This window comes from Pseudarthrobacter sp. LMD1-1-1.1 (assembly GCF_040676255.1).
Classification (GTDB): domain Bacteria; phylum Actinomycetota; class Actinomycetes; order Actinomycetales; family Micrococcaceae; genus Arthrobacter.
The window spans coordinates 888,160-911,536 of record NZ_JBEGHP010000001.1; the positions used below are offsets into that span (position 1 = coordinate 888,160).

The window sequence follows — 23,377 nt, forward strand, 5'->3', positions numbered from 1 at the left end:
TGCCAAGGGTCCCGCTTGTTGGGGGCAGGACCCGTATATGGGGGTAGGGCCGGCGGCCGGCGGCATCTCTGAGACTGGATGCCACCCTGCCGCCGGCCCCAACGCGCCCACTGCAACTCGCGGTGCAGAGGCCCGTGCGCGTGGTTGAATGTGGCCTATGCCACTACGGCATGGGTCAGGACCACCTAGCACCAGGAGGACGCAATGGCTGGAATCAATGCGAAGTTCGACAAGGAATACCTCGACAAGGGAATCGACGAGCTCGCCAAGGCTCCCGTCGAAGCGCTAAAGGGCCTCTCCGAAGGAGACGCCCAGAAGCTGAAGGAAGCCCTGAATATCAAGACCGTCAAAGACCTCGGAACCAACAAGTTCTTCGTCTGGGCACAGTCAGTAGCAAAACTCGCCGAATAGTTTTCGGCTCTCCACGAGGGGCGCCCCTTGCCTGACCAGTTCAGCCAGGGTGCGCCCCTCAATGCATCCAAAGAATCTTTCCGTCAAAACCCCGCCGCAGCCGGTGTTGGTTCGTCAGGCCCAACCCGCCTGCCACGAATGTGCTGTTACTCAAGCCACAGGACCGGCACCGTCGTGTCGCAGCCGCCAGGTACCCGACAGCGAAATCCGACTGCAGTTCCATGAACAGTGGCGTCGCCAGCAGCAGCAGGGAACGGTGCCCAGAGACAACACGCGGAGCTGCCGCGCAGCAGCCCGCAAACACTCTCCTCGCTGGCGCTGACACCAAAGAGCCCCCATTAAACGCCGCCGAAAAGCAGGTCTGGTCCCCAGTACCCTGCCTCTCCTGAATGGGCTCCTGCAAGCCCACAAGGCGTGAATCGCGGCCGAGTCTTGACGGAGCACTTGCATTTTGCAAGTATGAGCCGCATGAGCCTTTTCATCACCTGCCCGGTCGAGAGCGTCGAACGCGCGACCACCTTCTATACCGCCCTGGGCTGGACCCTCAACCCGGAAATGTCCGATCACAACGTGTCATGCTTCGCGATCGCGCCCGAGCAGTACGTCATGCTCGGCAGCCGCGAGATGTATGCGAGCGTCGGCGGCTCCGAGGAGCTGGTCGGCGGACCCGATACGCCCTCGAAGGTCACGGTCTCATTCGATCTCGGCAGCCCTGAGGCCGTCGATGAGCTCGTCGAACGTGCCGGCGCCGCCGGCGGGCGGATCGGTGACACCGACGACTACCCCTTCATGTACCAGCGCCAGTTCGACGACCCTGACGGCTACCACTACTCGCCGTTTTGCATGAAACCGGACGCCGATCCGACCGAGTGAGCGACCTCGCCGCGGCCCTCGCAATCGTGGGAGCACGGTGGGCCTTACTCATCGTGGAGCGGCTGCTCGACGGACCGCAGCGTTATGGCGATCTGCAGCGCGATCTGGGAGTGCCCACAAACATTCTCGCGACCCGCCTGCGCGAGCTTGAGGTGGCCGGGGTACTGTCCCGTCTGCCCCTCCGGCATAACACCCGGGCCTATGTGCTGACCGATCGCGGGCTTGCCTTGCGTGAGGCGATCGTCGCGCTAGGACGCTGGGGCAGCGATGAGGTCCAGGCGTAGCGCGGAATCGCGTTGTGCTCGGAAGCGCTGCCTGGGCTCTGCCCCTGCAACACTTGGGCGGCCTGATCCTGGTTGAGCCGAAACGGGTGTTGAGCTGACGGTAGAGGGCTCGGGCAAGGTAGCGCTTGAGGGATCTGCGGATCTCGCGGTAGCTGCGGCCTTCCTGGGTGCGTTTGGCGACGTAGTCCCGTGTTTCGGGATCGTGGACCATTCGGGTCATGGTGATGGTTTGCAAGGCCCGTTCAGGCGTCTATCACCGCCCCGGTTGAGCCTGTGCCTGACGGTGTTACCGCTTGAGGCAGGTAAGGGATTCACCCCGGCCAGTGATGCGAAGGCAGCTTCACTGCGAACCCTTCCTGGATGCGACCAAGCCGTCAGGACAGCAGCGACTGAAACGGCGCCGGCGCCTACCATCTCCAACATTTCTCGACAAAACCCTCACCGCCCTAGCCCAGGGCCTCGCCGTCCTCCTCGCCGCCACCGCACTGATCCTGCACCGGCAAACCCGCCCCACAACAGCCCCCGCATAATCGCCCCCACCGGGCGGCAATAGCCCCTGACCTGGGCGCCCCTGCTTAGTTGAACAGGTGGAGATCCGGCCTGCCGATTGGCCGAGACCAATGCCGCCGAGGCGCAGGTTATGGCCGACGGGGTTTCATCGTCTACAGGAAGTGGGAGTGGCAGTGTCCGAGGATTTACTCTCTGGATCGCCGGATCCTATGGTTGCTGGACGGTACCGGATCATTGATCGGGCAGGGCGCGACAGCTGTGGTCTACCGGGCGAGGGGTGAGCAACTGGGCCGTGAAGTCGCCCTGAAGTCGGTGTGAGCTCAGTAGTGCGCCGCAGCGTCGCGGCGTTATTGCTCGTCCACGGCGCACTATCCAGGCTTCGGCCCGACTCCCGCGCTGCTACAGAAGTCGGCTCACAGGGCCCAGCGCCGCGTCTGCTTCACGGGGCCGATCCATGTTCGCTTCTGCACCTCAAGGTTGCCTCAAGATTTCTCCACCAGGTCCACAATCTTGGATGATCAGCCAGCAGGACGGACATCCCAGCCTATGGAGAAGGCCCGCAGGTTGGGGGGAACCGCGGGCCTTCGACGGAAATGATACAAAGCAATCACAAGAACAACGAATGGACATTCAGGATCGCAACTCCGTGGCTGGCTATTTGTCGAGGCATACTATTTCGCAAAAGCGAGAGCTGGTACGCACCAGCGGCTGGACCGCAACGATTAGCCGAGGGAGCAATGAGTCAGGAACAGGGCGCTCAAGCTCATCCCTTCCCCGCGCAAAGGAACGTACGCAAAGCACCCAACGCGGAGTGGGTGACGATGTACCGAAATGGCATTCCAACATCGAAGATCGCTTCTATTGAGGGCGTGGCGGACAGCACTGTCCGCTACCATCTGGCCATCGCAGCCCGGACTGAACCTGACATCAAAGCCGAGCACAAGGCAGCCAGGGGTGCTGCCACCCGGCCGACAGCAGGTGGGCTGAAGAACATGGCCGACACCATCAGCTTCTACGAACGGGAGGGCCGGCTCCCATCCAGCGGCGGGTGCATGCCGCGTGAACGTGCCTTGGCTTCGTGGCTCCTTTCGAGATCGAGGGCAGCCGCCCGCGGCACGCTCTCCCCGGCATACCGTGAGGGCCTCGCCGCCATTCCCGGCTGGGACAAGCAGCCGACCCGGGCGGAGGAGAACGCGGCCCGTTGGGACCGCCGTCTGGCCGAACTGGTTCAATACCGGCAGGAAGGTAACGACTGGCCCCTGCTCCAGAAAGCCTCCAGCGAAGAAGAACGGGTGCTGGGGGCGTGGCTGCACGGGCAGCGAATACGCTTCCGCAACGGAACTCTCACCAAGGAACACGAACGCAAGCTGGATGCGCAGCTCGGCGGCTGGCGGGCAGGCAGGTCACACAGAATTGACGCTCCCAAAAGCAGTCGCTCGGCAGGGTAGGGCATGCCAGACCCCCAGCGCACCACAGTCAGGGCCATCGCCGGATGCCTGCCCGAATTTTCGGCTTCGCCGAGGGGGCACTGTATTTTCTTGGACCCCGGACGTACTGTAAGCGGAATCCCTCGGCTTGAGGATTCGAGTTCAACGGGAATAGTGAGGATGGGGCTGAAGGAGATGACCCTCAAAGAGGAGTGGGACCGACTTGATTCAGAGACACGCAACTGGCTTCTCGACAACCCAGCATGCGCGCTCGTGCCGAATACCATCACTACCCGGATCCAGAACAATTCCGATGGCCAGTTCGAAGTCGATGAGCACGGTCAGATGATCCTCTCCAGTGAAGATCTCGACTTCATCCGCGAAAAAGGTACTGGCGTGGGCGCAGCCCACATCAGCGACAACCTGTGGTTCTTCGATGCAACCCAGCCCAGGGGAAACGAATAAAGCCTCACCCCTTCCTACTGCGCATCCAAAGAGCACGGCAACGCCGCCCAGGCGACAAATAGCGCCGCGAAAAGACCGCCGTTTAGCGCCAAAAGTCACAGCCCGGGTCTCCACTCGGGACCAGAACCTGGACCTGCAGGTCGAAGCCCTGAACAGGGCCGGATGCGACAAGATCTACAAAGACACCATCAGCGGCACCAAGTCCCAACGCCCAGGTCTCGACCAGGCTCTGGACAACCTGCGCCACGGTGACACTCTGGTGGTGTGGAAGCTGGACCGCCTAGGCCGGAGCGTGAAAGACCTCCTGGACTTCGCCGGCGGACTAAGCGACCGCGGCGTCGGATTCGTCAGCCTCACCGATGCCATCGACACCACAACGGCCTCCGGACGCTTCTTTTTCAACGTCATGGCTTCCCTGGCCCAGATGGAACGGGAACTCATGGTCGAACGGACCCAGGCCGGCCTACAGGCCGCCCGCCAACAAGGACGGGTCGGCGGCCGCAAACGCATCATGACAGATGCCAAGATCCGCTCAGCCCGCAAACTCCTCAAACAAGGAACACCGCCCCGGGAGGTCGCCGACACCCTAGGAGTCTCCGTACCCACCCTCTACCGATGGGTCCCGGCAACAGGAGAGCCACAGGCGCCAAAGAAGTAGGTCCGGCAGCTTGGTGCAGAGGACTATTGAGCAGAGTGCAGTCTCGTGCAGGGCACTTCTGACATTTCAATTTCCATACTCGGCTTCACAAGCCCGGAATTCCGCGGGCGCTTGTGCAGCCGACTTGTGAAAACGACATGCGCGCCGCGAACACCAAAGCTATTCAGAACCGCCACGCCGATAAGCCCCCACGTGACCGGCGCCAGTCCCATTCCGCACGGCAGGTACGCCGCGGTGCGCCACGGTCATCCAGCACTCCGAGCCGGACAGCTTCCTCTAGTATGGGGGCCATGTCGAAGAAGCGGACGAAGAAGAGCGTGACCCTCGCCTACAAGCGCGCCAATGAGATGGGTGTCCTCGTGCAGGAGGAGCCGGGCCGAGGGCACCACCCGGCCGACAACGCCCCCCTGATCGGCCCCGGGCAGGTCTACGCTACGAGGACCGGCGTGATGTTCCATCCGGCGTGGTGCAGTCAGGTGGGGGAGCTATGGGACACGAACCCGAGGCGGATCCTGGTCGTCAACGAGGCCAGCGTAGGCACGCGGCGAAGGTGCGGCGCATGCGACAAACAACCGCTCATGTCTTTTTCGAGTCAGAGCCAGAGCCAAGAGCGGTCCACAGAAGCCTCCGCCCTTTAGCCCCCCGGGCTTGAGCACTTCACTGCGATTTCTCGAGTCTGAAGGGCGTAGCGGAAGGCTTGGCCTACGGATTTGAAAATTGGCCCCTCGCGAGAATGTCCAACAGATGTGCCTCGTAAACCATGTGTTTCTATACGCTCCAATGGGGTGCGAAGTCTGACGAGACGGGCATGCGGAGAATTGTGTGGTTTGGGCTTCGCGGCACCACATGGAATGTCGCGCCTGGGTCCACGCGTGGTCGCCTCTCGAGGGCGTCCCAGGGCCTCACGGCAAGTTGCATTGCCGGGCCCCGGGGATTGCACCGACGAGGAGATAAGGTTCGATGAATTCTGCCGGGAGATGCCGCGTTGAGGGTGCTGTCTGCACCCTTATGGGGCCCGGGACCCATGTCCAATAAATCCAGGCACAGTTCCGGCGCATTGGGGGCGAAGACTCCCCGTCTAGCGCGCTGCAGCCAAGGCACAAAGGGAATGGATGGGGGCGTGCATTATTAGGGGAGGGGCGGTCGGGTGCTCCCCTAATACGTGACATCGCTCCGGGAGCGGGGGCCTTAGGACCCGCTGCCTACACCGTTCGCTGCATGCCTTTGCGTCCGCCTCGGTACGGAGCGGACCTGGCCCGATGGTCTGCTGGGGAAAAAAGGTCTCTCACATCGCACCCCAATACGGCGGCAATGTCCCAGAGGCGCTCGTAGGCGACGCTCTTCCGCCCCCACTCGATACCAATGATCATGTTGCGGCTGAGGCCGGACTCCAACGCCAGCGACTCTTGAGACAGTCCCTCTTGTAGGCGAAGCTCACGAATTCTTGCTCCGACCACGGCCCTGCGTTCCGCCCAGCGGAGCGTTTGCTCCTCGGAAGACTGGTACGGGCGAGTGGGCATACATCCATGCCAACGAAGTTTGTCAGTCTTGTCTGCTCTACTAGTGATACATGCAGGGATTTCATTCCCCGCTCACTCGTCGAAGGGTAGATGAAATGGTCGCCGAAGAGCCGGCAGGCATCACAACTTCTGCTCCCGTTCCCGACAGCAGATCGGAAGCCGCCCCGGAAGACGGCACGGCGTTCCCCTTACGCATCGCGGGTGAAGCGGGAGATCCGCGCGGATCGGATCGTGCGCGGTTCTATGCCAAGACTTCAAGGTCCGCGGGCGGGTGTCTGCTCTGGACTGCAGGACGGACCAATCGCGGGTATGGAAAATTCGTGCTGGGCGGCAGGACGATGGCCGCCCATCGGGCTGCGTGGCTACTGGAGTATGGAGAGGTTCTATCGCCCGATCAGTTCGTGCTGCACTCGGAATCATGCGAGTCGCGCCTTTGCGTGGAAATCACGCATCTGCGCGTGGGCACGCATGCCGAGAATATGGCAGACAGAAAGGCTCAAGGCCGCTACAACACTTCGCGTGGGTTCAATAACCCGCATGCGCGGTTCAATGATGCCGAAGTAGCCGCCATGCGCACCTTGATCGAGCGCAGGGTTAGTTACGAAAAGATTGCCCAAGTGTATGACTGCACACCGCAATACATTCGCTTGCTCGCGGGGGGAAAGGTGAGGACAAAACCAACAACCCCACCCTCCTCTTTCGTTCTGGAACGATTGGAACAAGAGTCCAAGGCGGAGGCCCGTCGGGCCAGGGCTGCTGAGATCACCCACAATGTCCACCCTGATGATGAAATCGACGGGGAAGAATGGCGCCGGACGCTATACGAGGGGTATTGGGTCAGTTCGTTGGGGCGAGTTCGGGGGCGAACAGGGATAATCCTGAAGCCCTACATCGACCCTCGCGGCTATGCCACTGTTTCCTGCGGCAAGAACAACCCTCGCGACGTTCATGTCCTGGTCTGTGAGGCGTGGAATGGCCCACCTGCTGCTCCCGGAATGCATGCCGCGCACCGCAACGGGAACCCTTCAGATAACAGGCCCGACAATCTTCGCTGGGCCACACCCCTGGAAAACATTGGACAGGACAGGCTCCGGCACGGCACCGTGCCGCGCGGGGAGAAACATGCCCACGCGAAGCTGACCCAAGAAAAGGCCCGGGCCATCCGTGCTCAACTTCCGGGGCCACGCGGAACCATCAATCATTTGGCCCGGGAGTACGGCGTTACCAAGACGGTTATAACCAACATTCGTGACAACATCACGTGGCGTGAATAATACGACCAGCCGCGATTGTGAAAGTATTGACGTGCGCCTGCGCGACGGCATGGCGGTCGAACTTCCGGTTATAAGAGGCCATCAGCGACCGCGCAACGACCTCACGGGCCCAAAAATCAATTGCCAATCGGCCCTGGCGCAGGCAAGGCCCGTCCCGCCATCCGATCAGCTGCACGGGCTCTTACGAGGACCTGCCCTCGCGCCGGGCGGCGTCCCTTGCGATTGTGCGGTGGGTCTTGCCCAGCTCCTTGCCGGTCTCGACGCGGAAACAGACTTCGCCTACCGGGGCCCCGCAGGTGGGGCAGGGCGTAAGTCGATTAGTCTCCTTCACCCGGGGCTCCCGCGGGGGGCGCGGCTGACGGGGCTGACGGGGCTGCCTCACGTTTCCATCCTTCCAGATAGTCGCACTTGGTTTCCACCCTACGCGCTCTGGCGTGAGCAAAGCTGGCGCAGGAACAAGCCAAGGCCATGCGCCCCAACTACTGGGTACACGGGGAATGAAAATTCGCCTGGGGCACCTGCGTCTCTTGTCGGTATGCGGATGCGCACGGAGGTCACCCGCGTCTTAAGCGCCCTTGGCTCGTCGTGAGCTCACCTCCGCCTCTTGTGCTCCCGATTGCCGTAATCGACCGACCCCGCACTGCTCGAGCATCTCCTTCGTTACTCGCCAGAACTCGCTGCGACTCCCGCCAGTGATCCCTGGAGACACCCTAGAGATCAGGTGAGGCTTCCGCCCGAACCTGCCCAGGCGTTGTCGAAAATTTCGAGCACACGGTCTCTTGCGGGCACTTGGAGGATGTCCGCCAGGCCCTGCGCCAGTGCCCCGTTCCGCTGACCCGTGGGGTGGGCTTAAGAGCATGGCTTGGAGCATAGCGGTCTCACGAGGACGTGGGCGGCTTTCCTTGGTTATGACTGTTATAACTACAACAATCGGTACTTCAATCAGGCTGCCAGGCCGGAGCTGGCGGGGACGAGCGGCTGCCGAGATGCACCTGTTCCAGGTGCCGGGACCAGGGATAAAATTTGCCTTGAGACCAGGAATGGGGCGATGAATCCCGTGCAGCACTCAACAACTGACCGCATGGTGACCTCGCTCAAGGTTGTCTACTGGGCCGTCATCGCAGTATGGACGACCGCCCTTTTCAGCGGCAATATGACGAGCACGCTCAGTAACGCTTTCGCAGCTTCAGCACTTATCACCGTCGTCGCATGGCACGTGCTGAAAGCCAAGCGGAAGGCCGCACCGGACAAGGCCATTATGGAAGAGGAGGGGACATGGACCCTATGACAGCCTGGACTGTGGTGATCGTCGCAGGCGTCGCACTTCTGATCCTGCTGGTCGTGCTGGTACGCAAGTGGGACCGGGAGAACCGAGCGAAATACCCGGACCGGTTCCCGCCCGGGAAGCTCTTCGGGATCGACCGAACACCAAGACGCTAAGCCCATGATTGATCGCCTTACGACGGAGGCCTCGCTTACCCCCTGGGGGTAGACCCCGACCCACAGACGCGGCTGCCCGGCCGTCATAGCGCTCATGGTGCCGTACGGGTTAAAGAACTTTGTCAGGACAAAGTTTGAGGATAACAACAATTCCGGTCTTGTTCTGAGGGCAGAAGGCCCAAGAAAGATAGGCAGGTCGCTCCCTGGAGGAGCAACCTGCCTATCGGATGTCGCATCACGAGCGGATTTCGCGTGGTTTAGAGTCGCCCGGGTGAATGGGACCCTTGCCGCCTGTCTCCACGCATAGATCCTGACGCAGCGCCTGCTAGCGTGCCCGGGCGGTTCCCCTTCCCAGGCGCCGCCCGAAGCTCCGCCAGGGACCAACCTCGATAGTGGGAAAGTGGGCTACTACACCGTCACAGGCCGCGCAGGGCGGGCGGCAATTTGAGAATCCATTCTGGTGACCCCACGCTGACTGGGCTGCGCACATGCCGCAGAGGCCTAATTTCAAATAGTGACGCTTCGTGCGCTCCCATTCCTGTGCCTGAACGAGGCTTTCCGGGTCGTGGGCGGCCATGCCTTCCTTTCTGTTGTAGTTTCAGTAGCTGTTTTGATAGGCCGTGGTGGCCTTCGCGTGACGGCGCGGGGAGGGGCTACTGGCGACAACCGTGCCTTGAGCGGCAGACCGAAGGTCGCCGCGAATGTGAGAACTTTCGGTGAAGCCAAGGCCTCGGGATTGCGCCAAAGACGTTCAGGTCCTTGGCGCTTCCGGCGCTGATTGGTGCTCCTTGTAACGGGTTCAAGGTGCAGTGGGTTGGCGCACGCAGGTTGTTTGCAGGTCCTGTGGTCGAGCTCCATCCCAGGCTTATGGCCTCCAATAAGGAGGTCCCAGAGGACTCGGTGGGTCAGCCACTTAGCGACGTTGGCACCTTCGGGAACGAATGTGCCGTAATTGCCGGTGTTGTTGTTGACGTACCAAAGCCAGCATCCGTTGTCATTTGCCGTGAGATTTAGGCCGAGGCGAAGCAAGTTCAAGCGCTCTGCTTCCGGAGTCTGGCGAAGGTGCTCGACCTCGTGCAGCCGGCAGTAGAACTTGCCGTTCATGCGGCGTCCTCCGCCATCCTGATGCTCCTTGCACCCAGTCCAGTGGCAGCGGAGATGGCCGTACTTGCGGTCCCATTGCTTGTAATGGCGTGGGCACATGTTGCGGCTGACGGCAGGAGTCCTGCAGTCCTTGACGAGGCAATTCCTCTGGGTCTTAGGCCTTCCCAGAATGCCTCCACCTTGTCGAGGGAACTCGGTAGTGTTGCGCTGCCCTGATCCTGACCGGACCCGCAGACTTCACCGCGTTCATCGGCACGGCAGCGCCTGACGGCGCCGTGCATCATCAGGGGGTGGCGGTGGTGGGGCGGCTGGCTGGAGAGCCGTCCCATCACCGCAGCCCTCCGTGCATGGATGGGGAGAGGACTGGAGGACTGGCAAGCAACGGGTCATGCCATCCATTAGTGTCCGTGCCCCCCAGATTTCTTGAAAAGCGTGAAAATGTTCGCGTCAAGCGAACAGGAGTTGCAGCGGGGGGAGGACCCTCAGGTTGCTGAACGATTCGAGCAGAGGCGAATCTGCGGGTGTCACACTGCCGCACTCGGCTTGAGCGTTCCCCCTCGGCTGCCTTATCAGAGGATGCAGCTTCCCGATATTTCCGAACTGAGGGCACGGCCCGTCGGCGCGAGGGCAGAGCCCCACAGGGCTTCAGCGCGAGTCGGTCGGAGGGCAAGGGTGAACTGTCGGAGAGAATTTTCGACAATTCTCTGGGAGACATGGGTGGCAAGCAGTTGGTCCTGGCCTTGTAGGAGTTCTCCGCACGCAGGAAGCTTGCGCCGCTGCTGGAGTACGTCGACAGCCTCCTCGTTGCGGTGGAGCGTGTGCAATGGTCACGGCATTGTTTTCCGCGGGTAACAATTAGTGACGGTTTGGCTATGGCTTGCCGCTTCTGACAGACCCCTCCTGTATGTTGAGCACGTGAACGATGACGAAGGCGCCATTGGCGCAGATGGAATCGACGCAGACCCAGCAGACAACGAAACTGGCCTTTTCGCCAGCTTCAAGCTGGATGGTGCACGATTCAATGGGGGAAGACTGCCGGTCGACGCGCTAGTCGAATTGCAGCGATACAGGGAATTGATTCTGGAGGCAGCTAAGCAGGCATGGCGTGAAGCCAATCCTGGGGAAGAAGTCCCGGCTGACTTTTCCAGTGCATTTGATTTAGCCGTGACAGAAATTGAGGACGGCAGTGCCGTTCCATTGATGGAAAAAGCGCGGTCTGCTTACGATAGTTTTTACGATGCAGGCCGTGTCGAGGTTGAAGCGCTTTTTGCGGACATAATTAATCGGAACTTCGGCGTTGTCCTTGCGGACACGGAGCAAGACGAGGCGTCGGACGAAGAGGCGCCAATCGCCGAGAATGAAGGTGAAGCCGACGACGGCATCGGGCTTGGTGACGTTAGTTCAGAGGCGACGGAATCTCCTGAGGAACCGGACGCGGAATTAGGTGGTAAGAGGGAAAGATCTGCCCAGTCGAAGCAACGCCTTCTGTTTAGTCTCGCCTCACTCGACGCCTTCCGTGACTTCGGTTCGAGCCTCCGCGAGGAAGACTCGTTGGTTCTCAGTGGTACCGAGAGTCACGAAGAAGTACGCATCACATCTGAGACTGCACCCAGGGTCTTTCGTCCCATCTTCGAGCAGGTTGCCCTTGACCTCGAGGAGCCTGCGGAAGAGGTGCTCGAAAGAAGTAAGTACACCTCGACCGTCGCTGGGCGCCTAATCGCACTCAATGCAGATGCCAAGAACTTCAAGATCAAGACCCTGCTGTTTGATCTGGTGCACGGACGCTATAAGGACGCCGAGAGGCTGGAGGATCTGAAAAAGGTCCTCGAATCGAGTGCTCAAGCTCCTCTGATTCGTATTACTGGTCGAATGAGCTGGCTGGGGGATCAACTCAAGCAGATTCTCACTGTGGATGAGGTTGAACTTCTCGAAATTGAGACTGAGCCCTGGTCGAGAAGAATCGTGGAACTGGCCAGCCTTGGACAGAGCTGGCATCCGGAACTGGAAAAGAGCCCGCTTATCTCGTTCACGGCGATCGATGCTGCCCGCGAAGTGCTGCGAGCCACACAGAAGAGCGAGATCGCGCCGGGCGTATACCCCGGGGAAGACGGTGGAGTGATAGTTGAATGGAGTTCTCCTCAGCGAGTCGTGACGCTCGAAATCTCGCCGGAGCCCGATTTTTTCTTGTTTCATCTTGATGTGGCTTCCGGGGATGCCACCGAATTCGATACCGAAGACCTGTCAGAAGTGATTGCGCGAGTGGGGGAGGCTCTTTCGTGACCGATTTTGTAGAGCTTGAGTCTTGTGAAATTGAGTTACTTGAGGATGAACAGGAAGACTTGTACCGCCAAATTCCCGCACATCACTGGGACGAGAATGTAGGGCGCCCTCGGGCCGCTGCTTTCGGGCCGAGCGACGCGGACAAGGGCAAGGCGTCGTACTCGCGATCCACAAAAGTCACGCCTCAGGAAAGCCGTGCTTGGCACAACCAGAATGCCAGGTCTTCGTCAATGGGCGTGTTCAAGGTGACGGTAGATGAAGTAGTCAAAGCATCTCTCCGTGCCGTGGACGACAGCGGATGTCCTGTACCTACGGGTGAGATGCGGGCGCCTGGGCACTGCTTTGTTGATTTTCAGCACGTGGACAAAAAAGAACAACGGCGACTGCGCGGTCTCTTGTTGGCGCACGCACTGAGTTGGGGCGAAATCGAATCCCAGTCAGCATAAGTAGTCGCTTGTTGTTTGCGGCCCCATAGGGCTTTTCAGGAGTTGTAGGTTGAGTAAAAGGGGAAGCAATGCCGGGTAGCCGGAGCTGTTCATGGTGTGGGGTTTCGGGCCACGACAGGAGGTCGTGCTCCGTATCTCAATTTGCCGGGGAATGCAGTGTGTGTCACTACCACGGCCACGACAAGCGGAATTGCCCTAATAAGTAGCCGCAGAGCATACAGAAGCCCCTCCCTCTACTGCGATGTGAGGGAGGGGCTTCTTCCGCTGATGCGGTTGGGTTACTTCTTGAAGTAGGCCAGATAGGACTCGACTTCCTGCAACTTGTTGGGACAGAAGTAGGCAACGGTAAGCCGGACGCCGTTGGCGCCGCCTCCGGTGGAGTTGCCGCCGATGGACCTAACGGAGACGCCGAGATTGTCCCCGGTCTGGTCGCAAATTTCCTTCGTCATATAGTCAGCGAAGCTCTGGACATTGTCCGGAACCACGCCGAGGGCGGCGAGGTCTGCCTTGTAGGAGCCGCTCGTCTTGACGGGTGTCGGGGTTGGAGTTGGCGTGACGGTGACCGTCTTTGTGACAGTAGGCGTCGGAGCAGGTGCCGTACTGGCTGTGGCGGCGGGGCCGGTGCTTTCGGCGGCACCGCCACAGCCAGACAGAGAAGCAATGAGCGAAAGAGCGGTAGCGCTCACGGCCATTTTTTGCATGTTTCCCCCAATTGAATCAAGTCGTTTCCGCAGCCTATCTCGGAAAAGTAAAAAGCCCTCTCACGGCTTGGGAATCAATGCCTGCGAGCGCCGAGAGCGGCCTTTTGTTACAGGGCAGCTTCCATCGTTCCATGTTGAACAATTGGTCGGCAGAGGAAAACTTCGAAGGCGAGAACCTCTTCCAAGTCCCGGAGGCCGCTTACTGTTTACCGGTTGTACCGGAAGCTGACGGCATCGGTGAGACTACCGTCTTCGCCGATGGTTCTTTCGTGCGTAACTGGAATCCGAGGATTGCCTAGTGTCAAAAGAAGACATTGCCATTTGGGAGCCGCTCGACACAGCCACTGCCGACACTCTGGCGGATGCGGTTCAGTACATGGTGAACTTCATAACAAAGGTTGTCGACAGTGCACAGCAAAACTAAGGCCAGTGGCGTGCGGCGACGCGATACTGCCGGGACCGGGGAGCGCCAGGAAAGAGTAGCTCTAGGGCCAAAAAGCACCGTCGATACCGTCCCGTCGGGGACTCTTTCGATACCGCTATTGTCGCCGCCACGGTGCCCCTCGTATACGTCATGGCCGACGTGATCGTGATCGTCCTGAAGTGGCTATGACGGTGAGGGACCTCCTAGAAAACACACGAGGGTGCTTACTGTTGCTAGAAGCACTTCGCGCGTCGGTCACGCTGCTACGCTGCCCTCATGGGGATGCTGAAGAAATTCACCGGCTGGCTGAATAGCGCGCATCGGGACGTAGAGGCACCGGAGCGGCGCGAGGCGGAGCTTGCCGTGGCGACAACGCAACGACCGAGGGGAGCGCGAGTTGCCCCTGCTCCCTCTCCAAAGCCACAAGCGCCGCCGCTGCCGCCTCACGCCGCCAAGGAATCGGGGCCGGAACCGGAGCAGGAGCCTACGCCGAAGGCCGCTGGCGTGAACAAGGTCATGCTTGACGAGGCCGCCATGTCCATCCTCGACCTCCGCGAGCTGCCGTCCAGCCGGTTCCGGATTGTCGGCTCGGCGTATTGGGTCACCGACGCCGGCCGCTACAAGCACAGCGGCACCGAGTATCTGCTCGTCCGCGAGCCGAAGAACAAGTGGGACGTCAACGCCGTCGCCGTGTACGGCATGGGACGCAAGATAGGTCATCTGACGGAAGCGAAGGCCGCCTCCCTGGCTCCCATCTTTGACGAGCTCGGCTTCGGTGCCTACCGGGTTGGCGGCGCGGCACCTGCACCGAACTCGATCCGCATGTGGGTGGACCTTCCTACCATGCCAAAGCTCAGGGCGTTTGCTAAATCGGTGGGCACGGCGGCGGGCTAGTGATTCGCGAGCAAGTGATCTGTAAGGGGTGCGGCGCCGAGTTCGAGTCCCACAGCAGGAGCCGGGATTACTGTTCGACCATTTGCAAGCTCATGCGGCGGGCGGCCGCCAACTCCTTGGGTATGTGCTGGGGGTGTCAGGCCGACTACTGGGCAGGGCCTTACGAAGCTGGTCAATCTCGAGCCGATTTTGCAAAGGAGCATGAGACATGCCGCCGTGCGTTGCTGGACAGGGAGGGGCGGTCGGATAGCTGCCGGTGCCCCGAGTGCAAGCGCCGAAAGGGCATTACCGACGTTCTGTCGGTCTCGCCGTCGGCACGAAGGCGCCGGGCGGTTAGCCGTCACAGCAAACATCGGAAGTTCGTGCTGGACCGGGACAAATTGGTATGCCAGGTGTGCATGCTTCCTACCGACCCCGAAGCGAGGCCGACCGACGACCGCTACCCGACGTTGGATCATATTGAATCTATTGGCCTGTTCGATGGCGGGGACGACCCGGAGAACCTCAGGACGGCCCATCGGTGGTGCAACCTCATGCTCGGCGAGGATGGTTATTCCAACGAAGAGGCGGTGCGGGTCAGCGCGCGGCTGAGATTCGCCCTCGGGGAATGAGGAAAGCCCCTCTGCGAGGTTCCCCGAACGACTGGTCAAGCAGTACTTGAACCTGCGCGGTCGCCTCCGTGCGGCCGTGGGGAGTTTGGGACGACGCAGGAGAGCGTTCTGGCATACGAAGTTCGGGTGGAAAAGCAGCGCGGCTAGCGGTGTGAGCCGAAGGATTGCCGCATACACGCGATTCCTTCGCAAACCGAAAATTGACGATGTGGAAGAGATCCGTAACTCCCACAGGGTTGGTGGACATTTGGGCCGCGACAGAATCGGAAGTAGGCAAGTCCGGCCGGCCTAGCCTCCGAGCACCCTCAGCATGTACTGGGTGCAGCCATAGGTAATGAGCATGTCTGTTGGTAAAGAACTCATGGGGGTTACTCCGTCGTTGATTCCAGCACTCTTGACAAGGAGCGCAGCCTATAGGCGGCCGTTGCTGGGGACTCCAATAGCGTGTAGCCGGTTTTTCCCGCTTCAACGAGCCGCACGAACGGTGCGGACAAAAATGACAGAACTCCTTGTAGTTCCTCTTCCGACGGGCGGGGATGGATGTGGTCGCGAAGTTCCCGGTAGATGCTTCGAGTGTCCAGCGACGATCCAAGTAGGGGATCATCTTCCTTTGCTTCACGTACTAGGCTTGCGACCACCAGTCGAGTTAGCTCGTTGGTTCGGTCGTATCCATCCCATAGGTCGACCAGGTTTGCCCACCCATCCGAGGGCTTGAATAGCAGTGCAACTTCCGATGGGGCGAGTGGTGTGACGAGCTGACGTTGCAACACAGTGACGAGCTGGTCGATCGAGATCAGAGCGACATCTTCCTCGTGTGCCCACTCGTGCAGCCGCCCCTCCTGGAATGATGGGGCAACTACCGCCGCATACTTAGCAGCGTGCTTTTTTCGATGCTCGCGCAAGGCCTGAAAGCTGATTGCCTTTTCGGTCACGATTCCAGAGCCTGCTGACTTGCCATCGACGATTGCGCGTCCACTTGAGACCGCCCCCACGCCCAAGTCGACCAGCACGTCGGTTCGGCCGGCCCCTCCAAGGTGCCGGGCGCTTACACCAAGGCTCTCAAAGGCGGCTACGATGCTCTTTTCAAACCTTGTGGGATTGGCCGAGTCGACGGATGCCTCCCGCAGTTCTGCTACAAGGGAATCGAGATCGCTGACTACTTCAGAAGGCGCCAGACCTGAGAGTATCGCGGCTCGTTCACGCTCTGATTTTGGCGTTGCCAGGGGCAGTTCTTCCCGCAGGAGCCTTCCTAGGGGAGTCGTCTCATACTGCGCGTACGCGACATCATGGATCATGCCGGTGGCGTATAGCAACTGCATCAGGCGAGATGTCGTCGAGCTGTTGGCCGCTTCCACCCCGTACTCAGAAGCTGCCAGTTCATGCAGGTTCGGTGCCCGCTTAAGGGAGTCCACATGGCGAAGCAATTCGCCGACAAAACGGACGTGGTAGTGAGCGATTCGAATTAGGGCAGTGTCATCGCCGCCGTCCAGCCATTCCTGAGCCGCCGGGGAGGCTGTAAATCTATTGCGACCTGCTGCTCTGTAGAGCCCGAGGGTGCGCATAGTGGTCAGCGCCGATTTTGCCGAACTTGACTTGATACCGAATTGCTGGGTGCACAGGGCATCGAAGTTCTCGACATTGATCTCCGGAATTGCAGCAGACGTAAGGAGCTTCAACGAATCAACGGCCGTCATTCCACTCGAAGTGGGGATGTAAGAGACGACGTGACCCCGTCTATCATGCTCCGAATCGTCCGAACGGAGTGCATCCAAAAGGCCAGCTACCTCTGGCCCTGGGCGGGAAAGTTCGACTTGCTCCGAGGCACTCTGCTCGGGCCAAAGCAGTGCCGGCTCGGCAACCGAAAGAGACTTTAGAAGTTCCATGCCCGATTCAGTGAGGCCGTGTCGAAGATCCCCTGCGTCGTATAAAAAGCCGAGATTTGTAAGCCAACTCACTCGTCGCCGAACTGGGTCGTTGCTTTTCCAGCCGAGACGAAAGTCGGTGTTAGCCAACGCCGTGAGTTGAACAATCGTCCTCGGACCATCAGCCAAGTGGGACATGAGTTCGCCAATGTATCTGTTGTGGCGGTGAAAAACGCGGGCTAATATCTCGGGCGAGTCTGTTTCCAGCCACGCTAGGGCAAAAGGCGTTAGTTGGATCCCAAGATCGGGTTGTCGTTTTAGCAGTCCCGCCGGCGCTAGTTGATTGGCATACCAGGAGAGCGGTCGCGTCTTTCCGCTAGTGTCGCGCATGGACGTTTGCGGGTCATTGAACACGTCACGCTTCACACTGCTTAGTACGGCTTTCAAATGCTCTTTGAAGTCTCGACTGCTACCCGGCATAACTGGCATGGAGCCGTTGCGCACAGTCCAGTTCAAGGGCTCCATGCTTAATTCTTCTGTCATTTCCCCACTCGTTCGACTTTGGTCACGATGATTGTCCCATCGTCGTAAGCGCGAGGTGCGCGGCAAGACCGTGTCGCTTTTCGTCAGCGTCGCTGAGGTGAATATCTGGGTCGATGCTGTATTGGGGCCTCCGCGGACGTAGGTAAAGGTCCTTGTATTCGCACCAAACGATTCGAGCGCCCGGCCACAGCATCACTCCTGCATCCCCGCGGGCGCGGGAAGCGAAGGCTCGGCCCTCTCTCCCCGCAGGTGCCAGAGTGTGCACTGTGTCTGATCGTATTCCGGCCTGCCGGGAATGTGTACTGTCCACGCGAACTCGGCACATGATGCAGTCACCAAGATATGCACGCTCCCGCTATTGGCGGGCGAGAACATTTCCAGTGCTTTCGTTGTTCCCACTGTCGCATCCTGCATCGATCTCGTCGTGCACTGCAGCAGGCATCCTGACGGACGGCGGCAAGTCACGCAGATCCTGTCGCTGGGCCGCCGCGTGGAGAACGGCATCATCGAATCATCCCTGGTCTTTGGCCTGGAGAACGGCGCCCTGCATCCCCGCGCCAACGCCATGCCTTCGGCGGAGAAATTCTCGAGGGCCGGGTACGACGTCGCCGCTTTGCTGGAACCGCGATGACGGCCACTCTGGTGGGAGCGGTCGCCGGGGTTGGCCTCTTCCTCATTTGGTGGTCGTGCTGGGAAACGCCGAGCCGCGGTCAGCGCGAGCGTAAGCCAGGCCGCGTGGGCGACCTGCTCGCGGCCGCCGGGGTCGACAAAGTCTCGGCGCGCGGCCTGGTGGGGACGTGCCTTGGGCTGGGGATCTTTGTGGCACTGCTCTTTTACGCGCTTAGCCGCTCCTGGCCTATCGCCGGCTGCTTCGGGCTCTTCGGCGCGTGGCTGCCGATCACCATGCTCCGCTGGCGGGCCAGGAAACGGACGGCAATGCTGCGCCAGCTCTGGCCCGACGTCGTCGATCACCTGCGGTCTGCAATCCGGGCAGGCCTGCCCCTGCCTGAAGCCCTTATCCAGCTCGGGGACAAGGGGCCCGAGGAACTGCGGCCCCTCTTTCGCGAGTTCGGTGCCGACTACCGCGCCGGTGGCCAGTTCGATGGCTCTCTGAACAAGCTGAAACACCGGCTGGCCGACCCCGTTGCCGACCGCATCATCGAAGCACTCCGGTTGACGCGCGAAGTAGGCGGCTCCGATCTGGGGAAGCTTCTGGGCACACTGGCTGAATTCCTTCGGGAAAACGCGCGGACCCGCAGCGAGCTCGAGGCGAGGCAGTCCTGGACCATCAATGCCGCCCGGCTCGCCGTTGCTGCGCCGTGGATCGTGATGATCCTCCTCGCGACAAGGCCCGAGGCAATCCAGGCATACAACACGCCCATGGGTGCCGCAGTACTGCTCGGGGGCTTGGTGGTCTCTTTGGTCTGCTACACGATCATGTTGAAGATCGGGGCGCTGCCGCAGGACGAAAGGGTGCTCCGATGATTCTCTCTTCTCCTGCAGCGGTGGCGTGTGGAATCGGCCTCGGCCTGGGGTTGTGGCTCGTGATTTTCCGGTCCCCTCCGATGCGCCCCCTGACACTGTCGGAGCGGATTGAGCCCCAGCTGAAGTCGCAGAACCTGGAGTCGCGACTCCTTCGCGCAGGCGAGCAGAACCTCACGCCATTCGGCCCCCTTGAACGGATCCTCCGTCCCGTCTTCCGCGACTGGCTGTCCGCCCTGGGAAGACTCAACCCCTCGCCAGGGGCCACCTCGCGGCGGCTTGCCCAGGCTGGAATCAACAAGTCACCCATCGACTTCCGAGCCGAGCAGTTGCTGTGGGCCGCGGCCGGTTTCGTTTTTTCGCTCACCGTCATCCTCATTGGTGCCGCAGCGGGCAGGTTCGGCCCTTTCCTCGCGGCCGGGGTGATCATTGGCAGTGCTGCAGCGGGCTTTGTGCTGCGCGATTACTGGCTCGGCGTCCAGGTCCGGCGACGGGAAACCCGGATGATGGCAGAGTTCCCCAGCCTTGCCGAACTAATGGCCCTGGCGGTCGGCGCAGGGGAGAGCGCGACAGGCGCCCTGGACCGCGTCTGCAGAAGTGCGAAAGGCGAACTGTCCAAGGAATTCTCGAAGATCCTCGCGGAGACAAGGGCAGGCAAGCCCCTGGTCCAGGCCTTGCAGGAGTTCTCCGCGCGAACCGACCTTGCACCGCTGGTCAGGTTCGTCGACGGCATCATCGTCGCGGTGGAACGGGGCACACCCCTCGCAGACGTGCTCCGCGCCCAGGCGCAGGACGTACGCGATTCAGCGAAGCGCGACCTCATGGAAGCCGCAGGGAAGAAGGAGATCGCGATGATGGTCCCGCTGGTTTTCGGAGTGCTTCCCCTGACCGTGGTCTTCGCGGTGTTCCCCGGTCTCGCGGCCATCAACCTGGGCTTCTGACGATGAGTACAACCCGAAGCCCGCACTTCAGCAACACCCTTCAAGTCCCCTCAACGAAACAGGAATAGGACGCAAAGATGAAAACCATGGGAAACCGCTGGGCGACGCTGCTTCTTTCCCTGGCGGCCTTGCTGCAGCTCCAGATGATCCGGGCTGTTCGCCTGCACCCGCGTCAGGCCGCACAGTACGACGCCAGTTCCGATTACCGCCGGGAGGCGCCGGCAGCCGAAAGCGATCATCCCGAGCGCGGCGACGTACCGGGCTGGGTGATGATTACGTTGATGTCAGCGGTCCTGGTGGCGGCCCTGCTGGCGCTCGCAGGCCCTGCACTTGAGGCCATGTTCAACCAGGCAATGGACAAGGTGGGGAACTGAACCATGAGGAGGGCTGCTCCCCGCACGGCTGAGCAGCCGGCGCTGTCCCGGGCAGGCGAGCGGGGATCGGCCGTGGTGGACTTCGTCCTGGTCGGCGGGCTGCTGACGGTGTTCTTCCTGGCGATAGTCCAGCTGACACTGGTCCTCCATGTCCGGAACACCCTCATCGATGCTGCCGCCTCCGGGGCGCGGTACGGAACCCTCGCTGACCGCAATGCCTCCGACGCCGAAGAACGGACCCGCAGCCTCATAAGCCTGGCCCTCAACCCGGGCTTCGCGGAACACATCAGTACCCAGGAAGTGGACGTCCACGGCATGCGCACCCTGGAAGTCACGGTCCGCTCTCCCATGCCTGTCATTGGCCTCATTGGGCCGCGGGACCTGCTGGAGGTGAAGGGGCATGCAGCCGTTCAGCCCTGACCCAGCCACCTGGAAAACAATGCCCGGCTGGAAAACAAAGCCTTGCTTCCAAGGAATGCCCGGCTGCCATCCGGTGCTGGGCTCCAAGGCGCACCTGCGCTTCCGGACCCGCCTGGCAGAAGCACTCTGTCGAGAGCGGTCCGGGGACGCCGGCCCGGGAGACACATCCCAGGAGTCCGCGCCTGCCTGCCGGAAAAGCGGGAACCAGCCGCGCCTGACACATGATCAGGGAAGCGCAGTGGTCGAGTTTACGTTCCTTGCACTCCTGTTGATGGTCCCGCTTGTGTACTTCGTCATCACGGTCGGGCAGATCCAGGGAGGCTCCTTCGCCGTGGTGGGCGCCGCGGACCAGGCAGCGAAGGTCTACGTGGCCCAGCCCGATGCTGTAACCGCCCAGGCTGCAGCCGAGCAGGCGGTGGCACTTGCCCTCTCCGATTTCGGTCACCAGGCGGACCGGGCCAGCATGACCACCGCCTGCAGCCCCGCAGACTGCCAGGCGGCGGGCAGTACGGTAACAGTGACGGTGAGCCTGAGTGTGCCGCTGCCGTTCATCCCCTTTGCCGAGGGGCTGTCCGCCACAGAGGTTCAAGCGTCATCCTCCCAGCTGGTAGGGCGGTACCGATGAAGCGCAGGGAACCGGACGAGAACGGCCAGTTGATGGTCATGATCCTCGGCTATGTGGTCCTGGCGCTCCTGGTGGCGACGGTGGTCATCGGAATATCCGCCGTCTATCTGGAGCACAAGCGCCTGCTGTCCCTGGCGGACGGGGCCTCGCTTGCTGCTGCGGACAGCTACACGCTGGGGGAAGTCTCAACACAGGGCGGCAGCCCCTCGGCAGTCCTCAACCCTTCCCGCGTCCGGAACGTGGCAGCCGACTTCGTTGCCAGGAGCCCTGCCTCGCAACGTTTCTCCAGCCTTACCGTCGCGGGGGCAACGGGTACGCCGGACGGTTCCACCGCCGTCGTGGTCCTCACAGCGGCCGTCCACCCGCCTGTGGTGAATTTCCTGATACCCGACGGCATCCCCATTGAAGCGACGTCAACCGCGCGCTCGCGGTTGACCCGGTAGGACGCAGGCCGCCGAGCCGGCCGGTATTCCCCGATAGCGTAGGCTTAAACCACCATGGCCAATATTGATTTTTCCGCTGAAATCCGCGCGCTCCGCGCCACCTACGAGTCCATCGAACGCGTCACCGACGTGGAGGCGCTCAAGGAAGACATCGCCGAACTCAGCGAGCGGGCGGGGGAACCGAACCTTTGGGACGATCCCGCGGCCGCGCAGAAAGTCACTTCCAGGCTGTCCCACCGCCAGTCTGAACTGGAGCGCCTCACCAACCTGGAGTCCCGGATCGACGACCTCGAGGTCCTGGTGGAACTCGGGCAGGACGAGGACGACGCCGACTCGATGGGGGAGGCCGCTGCCGAACTCGAGTCCATCAAGAAGGCCCTCAAGGACCTGGAAGTGGTCACCCTGCTGTCCGGCGAATACGACGAACGCGAAGCTGTGGTCTCCATCAGGGCCGGTGCGGGCGGCGTGGACGCGGCGGACTTCGCCGAAATGCTCATGCGCATGTACCTCCGCTGGGCTGAGCGGCACGGGTACCCCACCACGGTCATGGATACCTCGTACGCGGAGGAAGCCGGACTGAAATCAGCCACTTTTGAGGTGAAGGCGCCGTATGCGTACGGCACGCTCAGCGTGGAAGCCGGCACCCACCGCCTTGTCAGGATCAGCCCGTTCGACAACCAGGGACGTCGCCAGACGTCGTTTGCAGCCGTTGAAGTCATTCCGCTGATTGAGCAGACAGACTCGATCGAGATCCCGGACAACGAAATCAGGGTGGACGTATTCCGTTCCTCCGGCCCGGGTGGCCAGTCGGTCAACACCACTGACTCCGCCGTCCGCCTCACCCACATTCCCACCGGCACCGTGGTCTCCATGCAGAACGAGAAATCGCAGCTGCAGAACCGCGCAGCTGCCATGCGCGTGCTGCAGTCCCGGCTTCTGCTGCTGAAGAAGGAACAGGAGGACGCGGAAAAGAAGGCGCTGGCCGGCGACGTCAAGGCCTCCTGGGGTGACCAGATGCGCTCCTATGTCCTGAACCCGTACCAAATGGTGAAGGACCTGCGCACCGAACACGAGGTGGGCAATACGTCCGCGGTGTTCGACGGCGAGATTGACGATTTCATCGACGCGGGCATCCGCTGGCGTACTGACAACCGCAACGCTGAAAAGTAGGCGGTCCTCCCGGATCCTCCCGGCTGCCCGCCGGCTGATCCGGCGACACGCCACCGAAAGCCCGCCCAACCGCCGGCCATCCTGCGTATAGTCGAGGGGCCGGGGCCCTACTTTCCCCAAACGAAAACCCGTGCACCGGCTGCAGAACTGGGCTGCATCAGACGGATCAGCCATGCCCTGCAGGGTACTTAGGGC

General features: G+C 61.2%; 25 protein-coding genes and 2 pseudogenes. 23 read left to right on the forward strand and 4 right to left on the reverse strand.

Features of this window, described 5'->3' with window-relative positions:
- Positions 1-204: 204 nt before the first annotated feature.
- From MRBLMD1_RS04260 to MRBLMD1_RS04270, 3 genes are all read left to right on the forward strand, one after another.
- Positions 205-411, forward strand: coding sequence for a hypothetical protein (locus MRBLMD1_RS04260; RefSeq protein ID WP_364397699.1), 207 nt, complete (start codon positions 205-207; stop codon positions 409-411).
- A gap of 468 nt (positions 412-879) precedes the next feature.
- A complete protein-coding gene (locus tag MRBLMD1_RS04265; protein ID WP_364397701.1) occupies positions 880-1,284 on the forward strand; it encodes a VOC family protein in 405 nt (134 codons plus the stop codon).
- Positions 1,281-1,568 carry a winged helix-turn-helix transcriptional regulator gene (locus MRBLMD1_RS04270; RefSeq protein ID WP_364397703.1) on the forward strand — a complete coding sequence of 96 codons (288 nt, stop codon included), beginning with the start codon at positions 1,281-1,283 and terminating at the stop codon, positions 1,566-1,568. The genes MRBLMD1_RS04265 and MRBLMD1_RS04270 overlap by 4 nt, the downstream gene beginning before the upstream one ends.
- Before the next feature lie 85 nt (positions 1,569-1,653).
- Here MRBLMD1_RS04270 and MRBLMD1_RS04275 read toward each other — a convergent pair.
- Positions 1,654-1,991 (reverse strand): annotated as a pseudogene (locus MRBLMD1_RS04275) (transposase); the annotation flags it as partial.
- A gap of 956 nt (positions 1,992-2,947) precedes the next feature.
- Between MRBLMD1_RS04275 and MRBLMD1_RS04280 the strand changes: the two are divergent.
- The 4 genes from MRBLMD1_RS04280 (at position 2,948) to MRBLMD1_RS04295 (ending at position 5,266) form a co-directional block, all read left to right on the forward strand.
- Positions 2,948-3,526: a helicase associated domain-containing protein gene (locus MRBLMD1_RS04280; protein ID WP_364397705.1), complete on the forward strand. Its 579-nt coding sequence runs from the start codon at positions 2,948-2,950 to the stop codon at positions 3,524-3,526.
- Between the two features lie 159 nt (positions 3,527-3,685).
- The gene (locus tag MRBLMD1_RS04285; protein ID WP_364397707.1) at positions 3,686-3,970 is read left to right on the forward strand and encodes a hypothetical protein; all 285 of its coding nucleotides are present in this window, start codon (positions 3,686-3,688) and stop codon (positions 3,968-3,970) included.
- Between the two features lie 58 nt (positions 3,971-4,028).
- Complete coding sequence (locus MRBLMD1_RS04290) at positions 4,029-4,628, forward strand: recombinase family protein (protein ID WP_364398020.1); 600 nt, start codon at positions 4,029-4,031, stop codon at positions 4,626-4,628.
- 290 nt (positions 4,629-4,918) lie between these two features.
- Positions 4,919-5,266 carry a hypothetical protein gene (locus tag MRBLMD1_RS04295; RefSeq protein WP_364397709.1) on the forward strand — a complete coding sequence of 116 codons (348 nt, stop codon included), beginning with the start codon at positions 4,919-4,921 and terminating at the stop codon, positions 5,264-5,266.
- Positions 5,267-5,830: 564 nt separating this feature from the next.
- Here the strand turns inward: MRBLMD1_RS04295 and MRBLMD1_RS04300 are convergent.
- Complete coding sequence (locus tag MRBLMD1_RS04300; protein WP_364397711.1) at positions 5,831-6,148, reverse strand: helix-turn-helix domain-containing protein; 318 nt, start codon at positions 6,146-6,148, stop codon at positions 5,831-5,833.
- Positions 6,149-6,243: 95 nt separating this feature from the next.
- Between MRBLMD1_RS04300 and MRBLMD1_RS04305 the strand changes: the two genes are divergently transcribed.
- The 5 genes from MRBLMD1_RS04305 to MRBLMD1_RS04325 all read left to right on the forward strand — a co-directional run bounded on the left by MRBLMD1_RS04305 (position 6,244) and on the right by MRBLMD1_RS04325 (position 12,692).
- The gene (locus tag MRBLMD1_RS04305; RefSeq protein ID WP_364397713.1) at positions 6,244-7,422 is read left to right on the forward strand and encodes an HNH endonuclease; all 1,179 of its coding nucleotides are present in this window, start codon (positions 6,244-6,246) and stop codon (positions 7,420-7,422) included.
- 1,048 nt (positions 7,423-8,470) lie between these two features.
- Positions 8,471-8,710 carry a hypothetical protein gene (locus tag MRBLMD1_RS04310; protein WP_364397715.1) on the forward strand — a complete coding sequence of 80 codons (240 nt, stop codon included), beginning with the start codon at positions 8,471-8,473 and terminating at the stop codon, positions 8,708-8,710.
- A complete protein-coding gene (locus MRBLMD1_RS04315; RefSeq protein WP_364397717.1) occupies positions 8,698-8,862 on the forward strand; it encodes a hypothetical protein in 165 nt (54 codons plus the stop codon). Before MRBLMD1_RS04310 ends, MRBLMD1_RS04315 begins: the two co-directional genes overlap by 13 nt.
- Before the next feature lie 2,019 nt (positions 8,863-10,881).
- A complete protein-coding gene (locus tag MRBLMD1_RS04320) occupies positions 10,882-12,246 on the forward strand; it encodes a hypothetical protein (RefSeq protein WP_364397718.1) in 1,365 nt (454 codons plus the stop codon).
- Positions 12,243-12,692 (forward strand): hypothetical protein, encoded by a 450-nt coding sequence (locus tag MRBLMD1_RS04325; protein WP_364397720.1) that lies wholly within the window; start codon positions 12,243-12,245, stop codon positions 12,690-12,692. The genes MRBLMD1_RS04320 and MRBLMD1_RS04325 overlap by 4 nt, the downstream gene beginning before the upstream one ends.
- A gap of 278 nt (positions 12,693-12,970) precedes the next feature.
- On the opposite strand, the gene MRBLMD1_RS04330 is transcribed toward MRBLMD1_RS04325, so the two are convergent.
- The gene (locus MRBLMD1_RS04330) at positions 12,971-13,378 is read right to left on the reverse strand and encodes a hypothetical protein (RefSeq protein ID WP_364397722.1); all 408 of its coding nucleotides are present in this window, start codon (positions 13,376-13,378) and stop codon (positions 12,971-12,973) included.
- A 26-nt stretch (positions 13,379-13,404) separates the two neighbouring features.
- Between MRBLMD1_RS04330 and MRBLMD1_RS04335 the strand changes: the two genes are divergently transcribed.
- The 3 genes from MRBLMD1_RS04335 (at position 13,405) to MRBLMD1_RS04345 (ending at position 15,322) form a co-directional block, all read left to right on the forward strand.
- Positions 13,405-13,692, forward strand: a complete 288-nt coding sequence (locus tag MRBLMD1_RS04335; RefSeq protein WP_364397724.1) for a hypothetical protein — start codon at positions 13,405-13,407, stop codon at positions 13,690-13,692.
- A 629-nt stretch (positions 13,693-14,321) separates the two neighbouring features.
- The gene (locus MRBLMD1_RS04340; protein ID WP_364397726.1) at positions 14,322-14,711 is read left to right on the forward strand and encodes an HIRAN domain-containing protein; all 390 of its coding nucleotides are present in this window, start codon (positions 14,322-14,324) and stop codon (positions 14,709-14,711) included.
- Positions 14,712-15,109: 398 nt separating this feature from the next.
- A complete protein-coding gene (locus tag MRBLMD1_RS04345; protein WP_364397728.1) occupies positions 15,110-15,322 on the forward strand; it encodes an HNH endonuclease in 213 nt (70 codons plus the stop codon).
- Positions 15,323-15,690: 368 nt separating this feature from the next.
- On the opposite strand, the gene MRBLMD1_RS04350 is transcribed toward MRBLMD1_RS04345, so the two are convergent.
- The gene (locus MRBLMD1_RS04350) at positions 15,691-17,727 is read right to left on the reverse strand and encodes a hypothetical protein (RefSeq protein ID WP_364397730.1); all 2,037 of its coding nucleotides are present in this window, start codon (positions 17,725-17,727) and stop codon (positions 15,691-15,693) included.
- Positions 17,728-18,007: 280 nt separating this feature from the next.
- Here MRBLMD1_RS04350 and MRBLMD1_RS04355 point away from each other — a divergent pair.
- The 8 genes and pseudogenes from MRBLMD1_RS04355 to prfB form a co-directional block, all read left to right on the forward strand.
- Positions 18,008-18,358: pseudogene (locus MRBLMD1_RS04355) on the forward strand (CpaF family protein); the annotation flags it as partial.
- A complete protein-coding gene (locus MRBLMD1_RS04360) occupies positions 18,355-19,212 on the forward strand; it encodes a type II secretion system F family protein (RefSeq protein ID WP_364397732.1) in 858 nt (285 codons plus the stop codon). The pseudogene MRBLMD1_RS04355 and the gene MRBLMD1_RS04360, both read left to right, overlap by 4 nt.
- Positions 19,209-20,150 (forward strand): type II secretion system F family protein, encoded by a 942-nt coding sequence (locus MRBLMD1_RS04365; RefSeq protein ID WP_364397734.1) that lies wholly within the window; start codon positions 19,209-19,211, stop codon positions 20,148-20,150. The genes MRBLMD1_RS04360 and MRBLMD1_RS04365 overlap by 4 nt, the downstream gene beginning before the upstream one ends.
- Before the next feature lie 77 nt (positions 20,151-20,227).
- A complete protein-coding gene (locus MRBLMD1_RS04370) occupies positions 20,228-20,524 on the forward strand; it encodes a hypothetical protein (protein ID WP_364397736.1) in 297 nt (98 codons plus the stop codon).
- 3 nt (positions 20,525-20,527) lie between these two features.
- On the forward strand, positions 20,528-20,944 hold the full coding sequence (locus tag MRBLMD1_RS04375) for a TadE family protein (RefSeq protein ID WP_364397738.1): 417 nt from the start codon (positions 20,528-20,530) through the stop codon (positions 20,942-20,944).
- Between the two features lie 55 nt (positions 20,945-20,999).
- Positions 21,000-21,569 (forward strand): hypothetical protein, encoded by a 570-nt coding sequence (locus tag MRBLMD1_RS04380; RefSeq protein ID WP_414703663.1) that lies wholly within the window; start codon positions 21,000-21,002, stop codon positions 21,567-21,569.
- Positions 21,566-22,012: a pilus assembly protein TadG-related protein gene (locus MRBLMD1_RS04385; protein WP_159631591.1), complete on the forward strand. Its 447-nt coding sequence runs from the start codon at positions 21,566-21,568 to the stop codon at positions 22,010-22,012. Before MRBLMD1_RS04380 ends, MRBLMD1_RS04385 begins: the two co-directional genes overlap by 4 nt.
- 54 nt (positions 22,013-22,066) lie before the next feature.
- Complete coding sequence (gene prfB, locus MRBLMD1_RS04390; RefSeq protein WP_159631592.1) at positions 22,067-23,182, forward strand: peptide chain release factor 2; 1,116 nt, start codon at positions 22,067-22,069, stop codon at positions 23,180-23,182.
- The last annotated feature ends 195 nt before the right edge of the window (positions 23,183-23,377 follow it).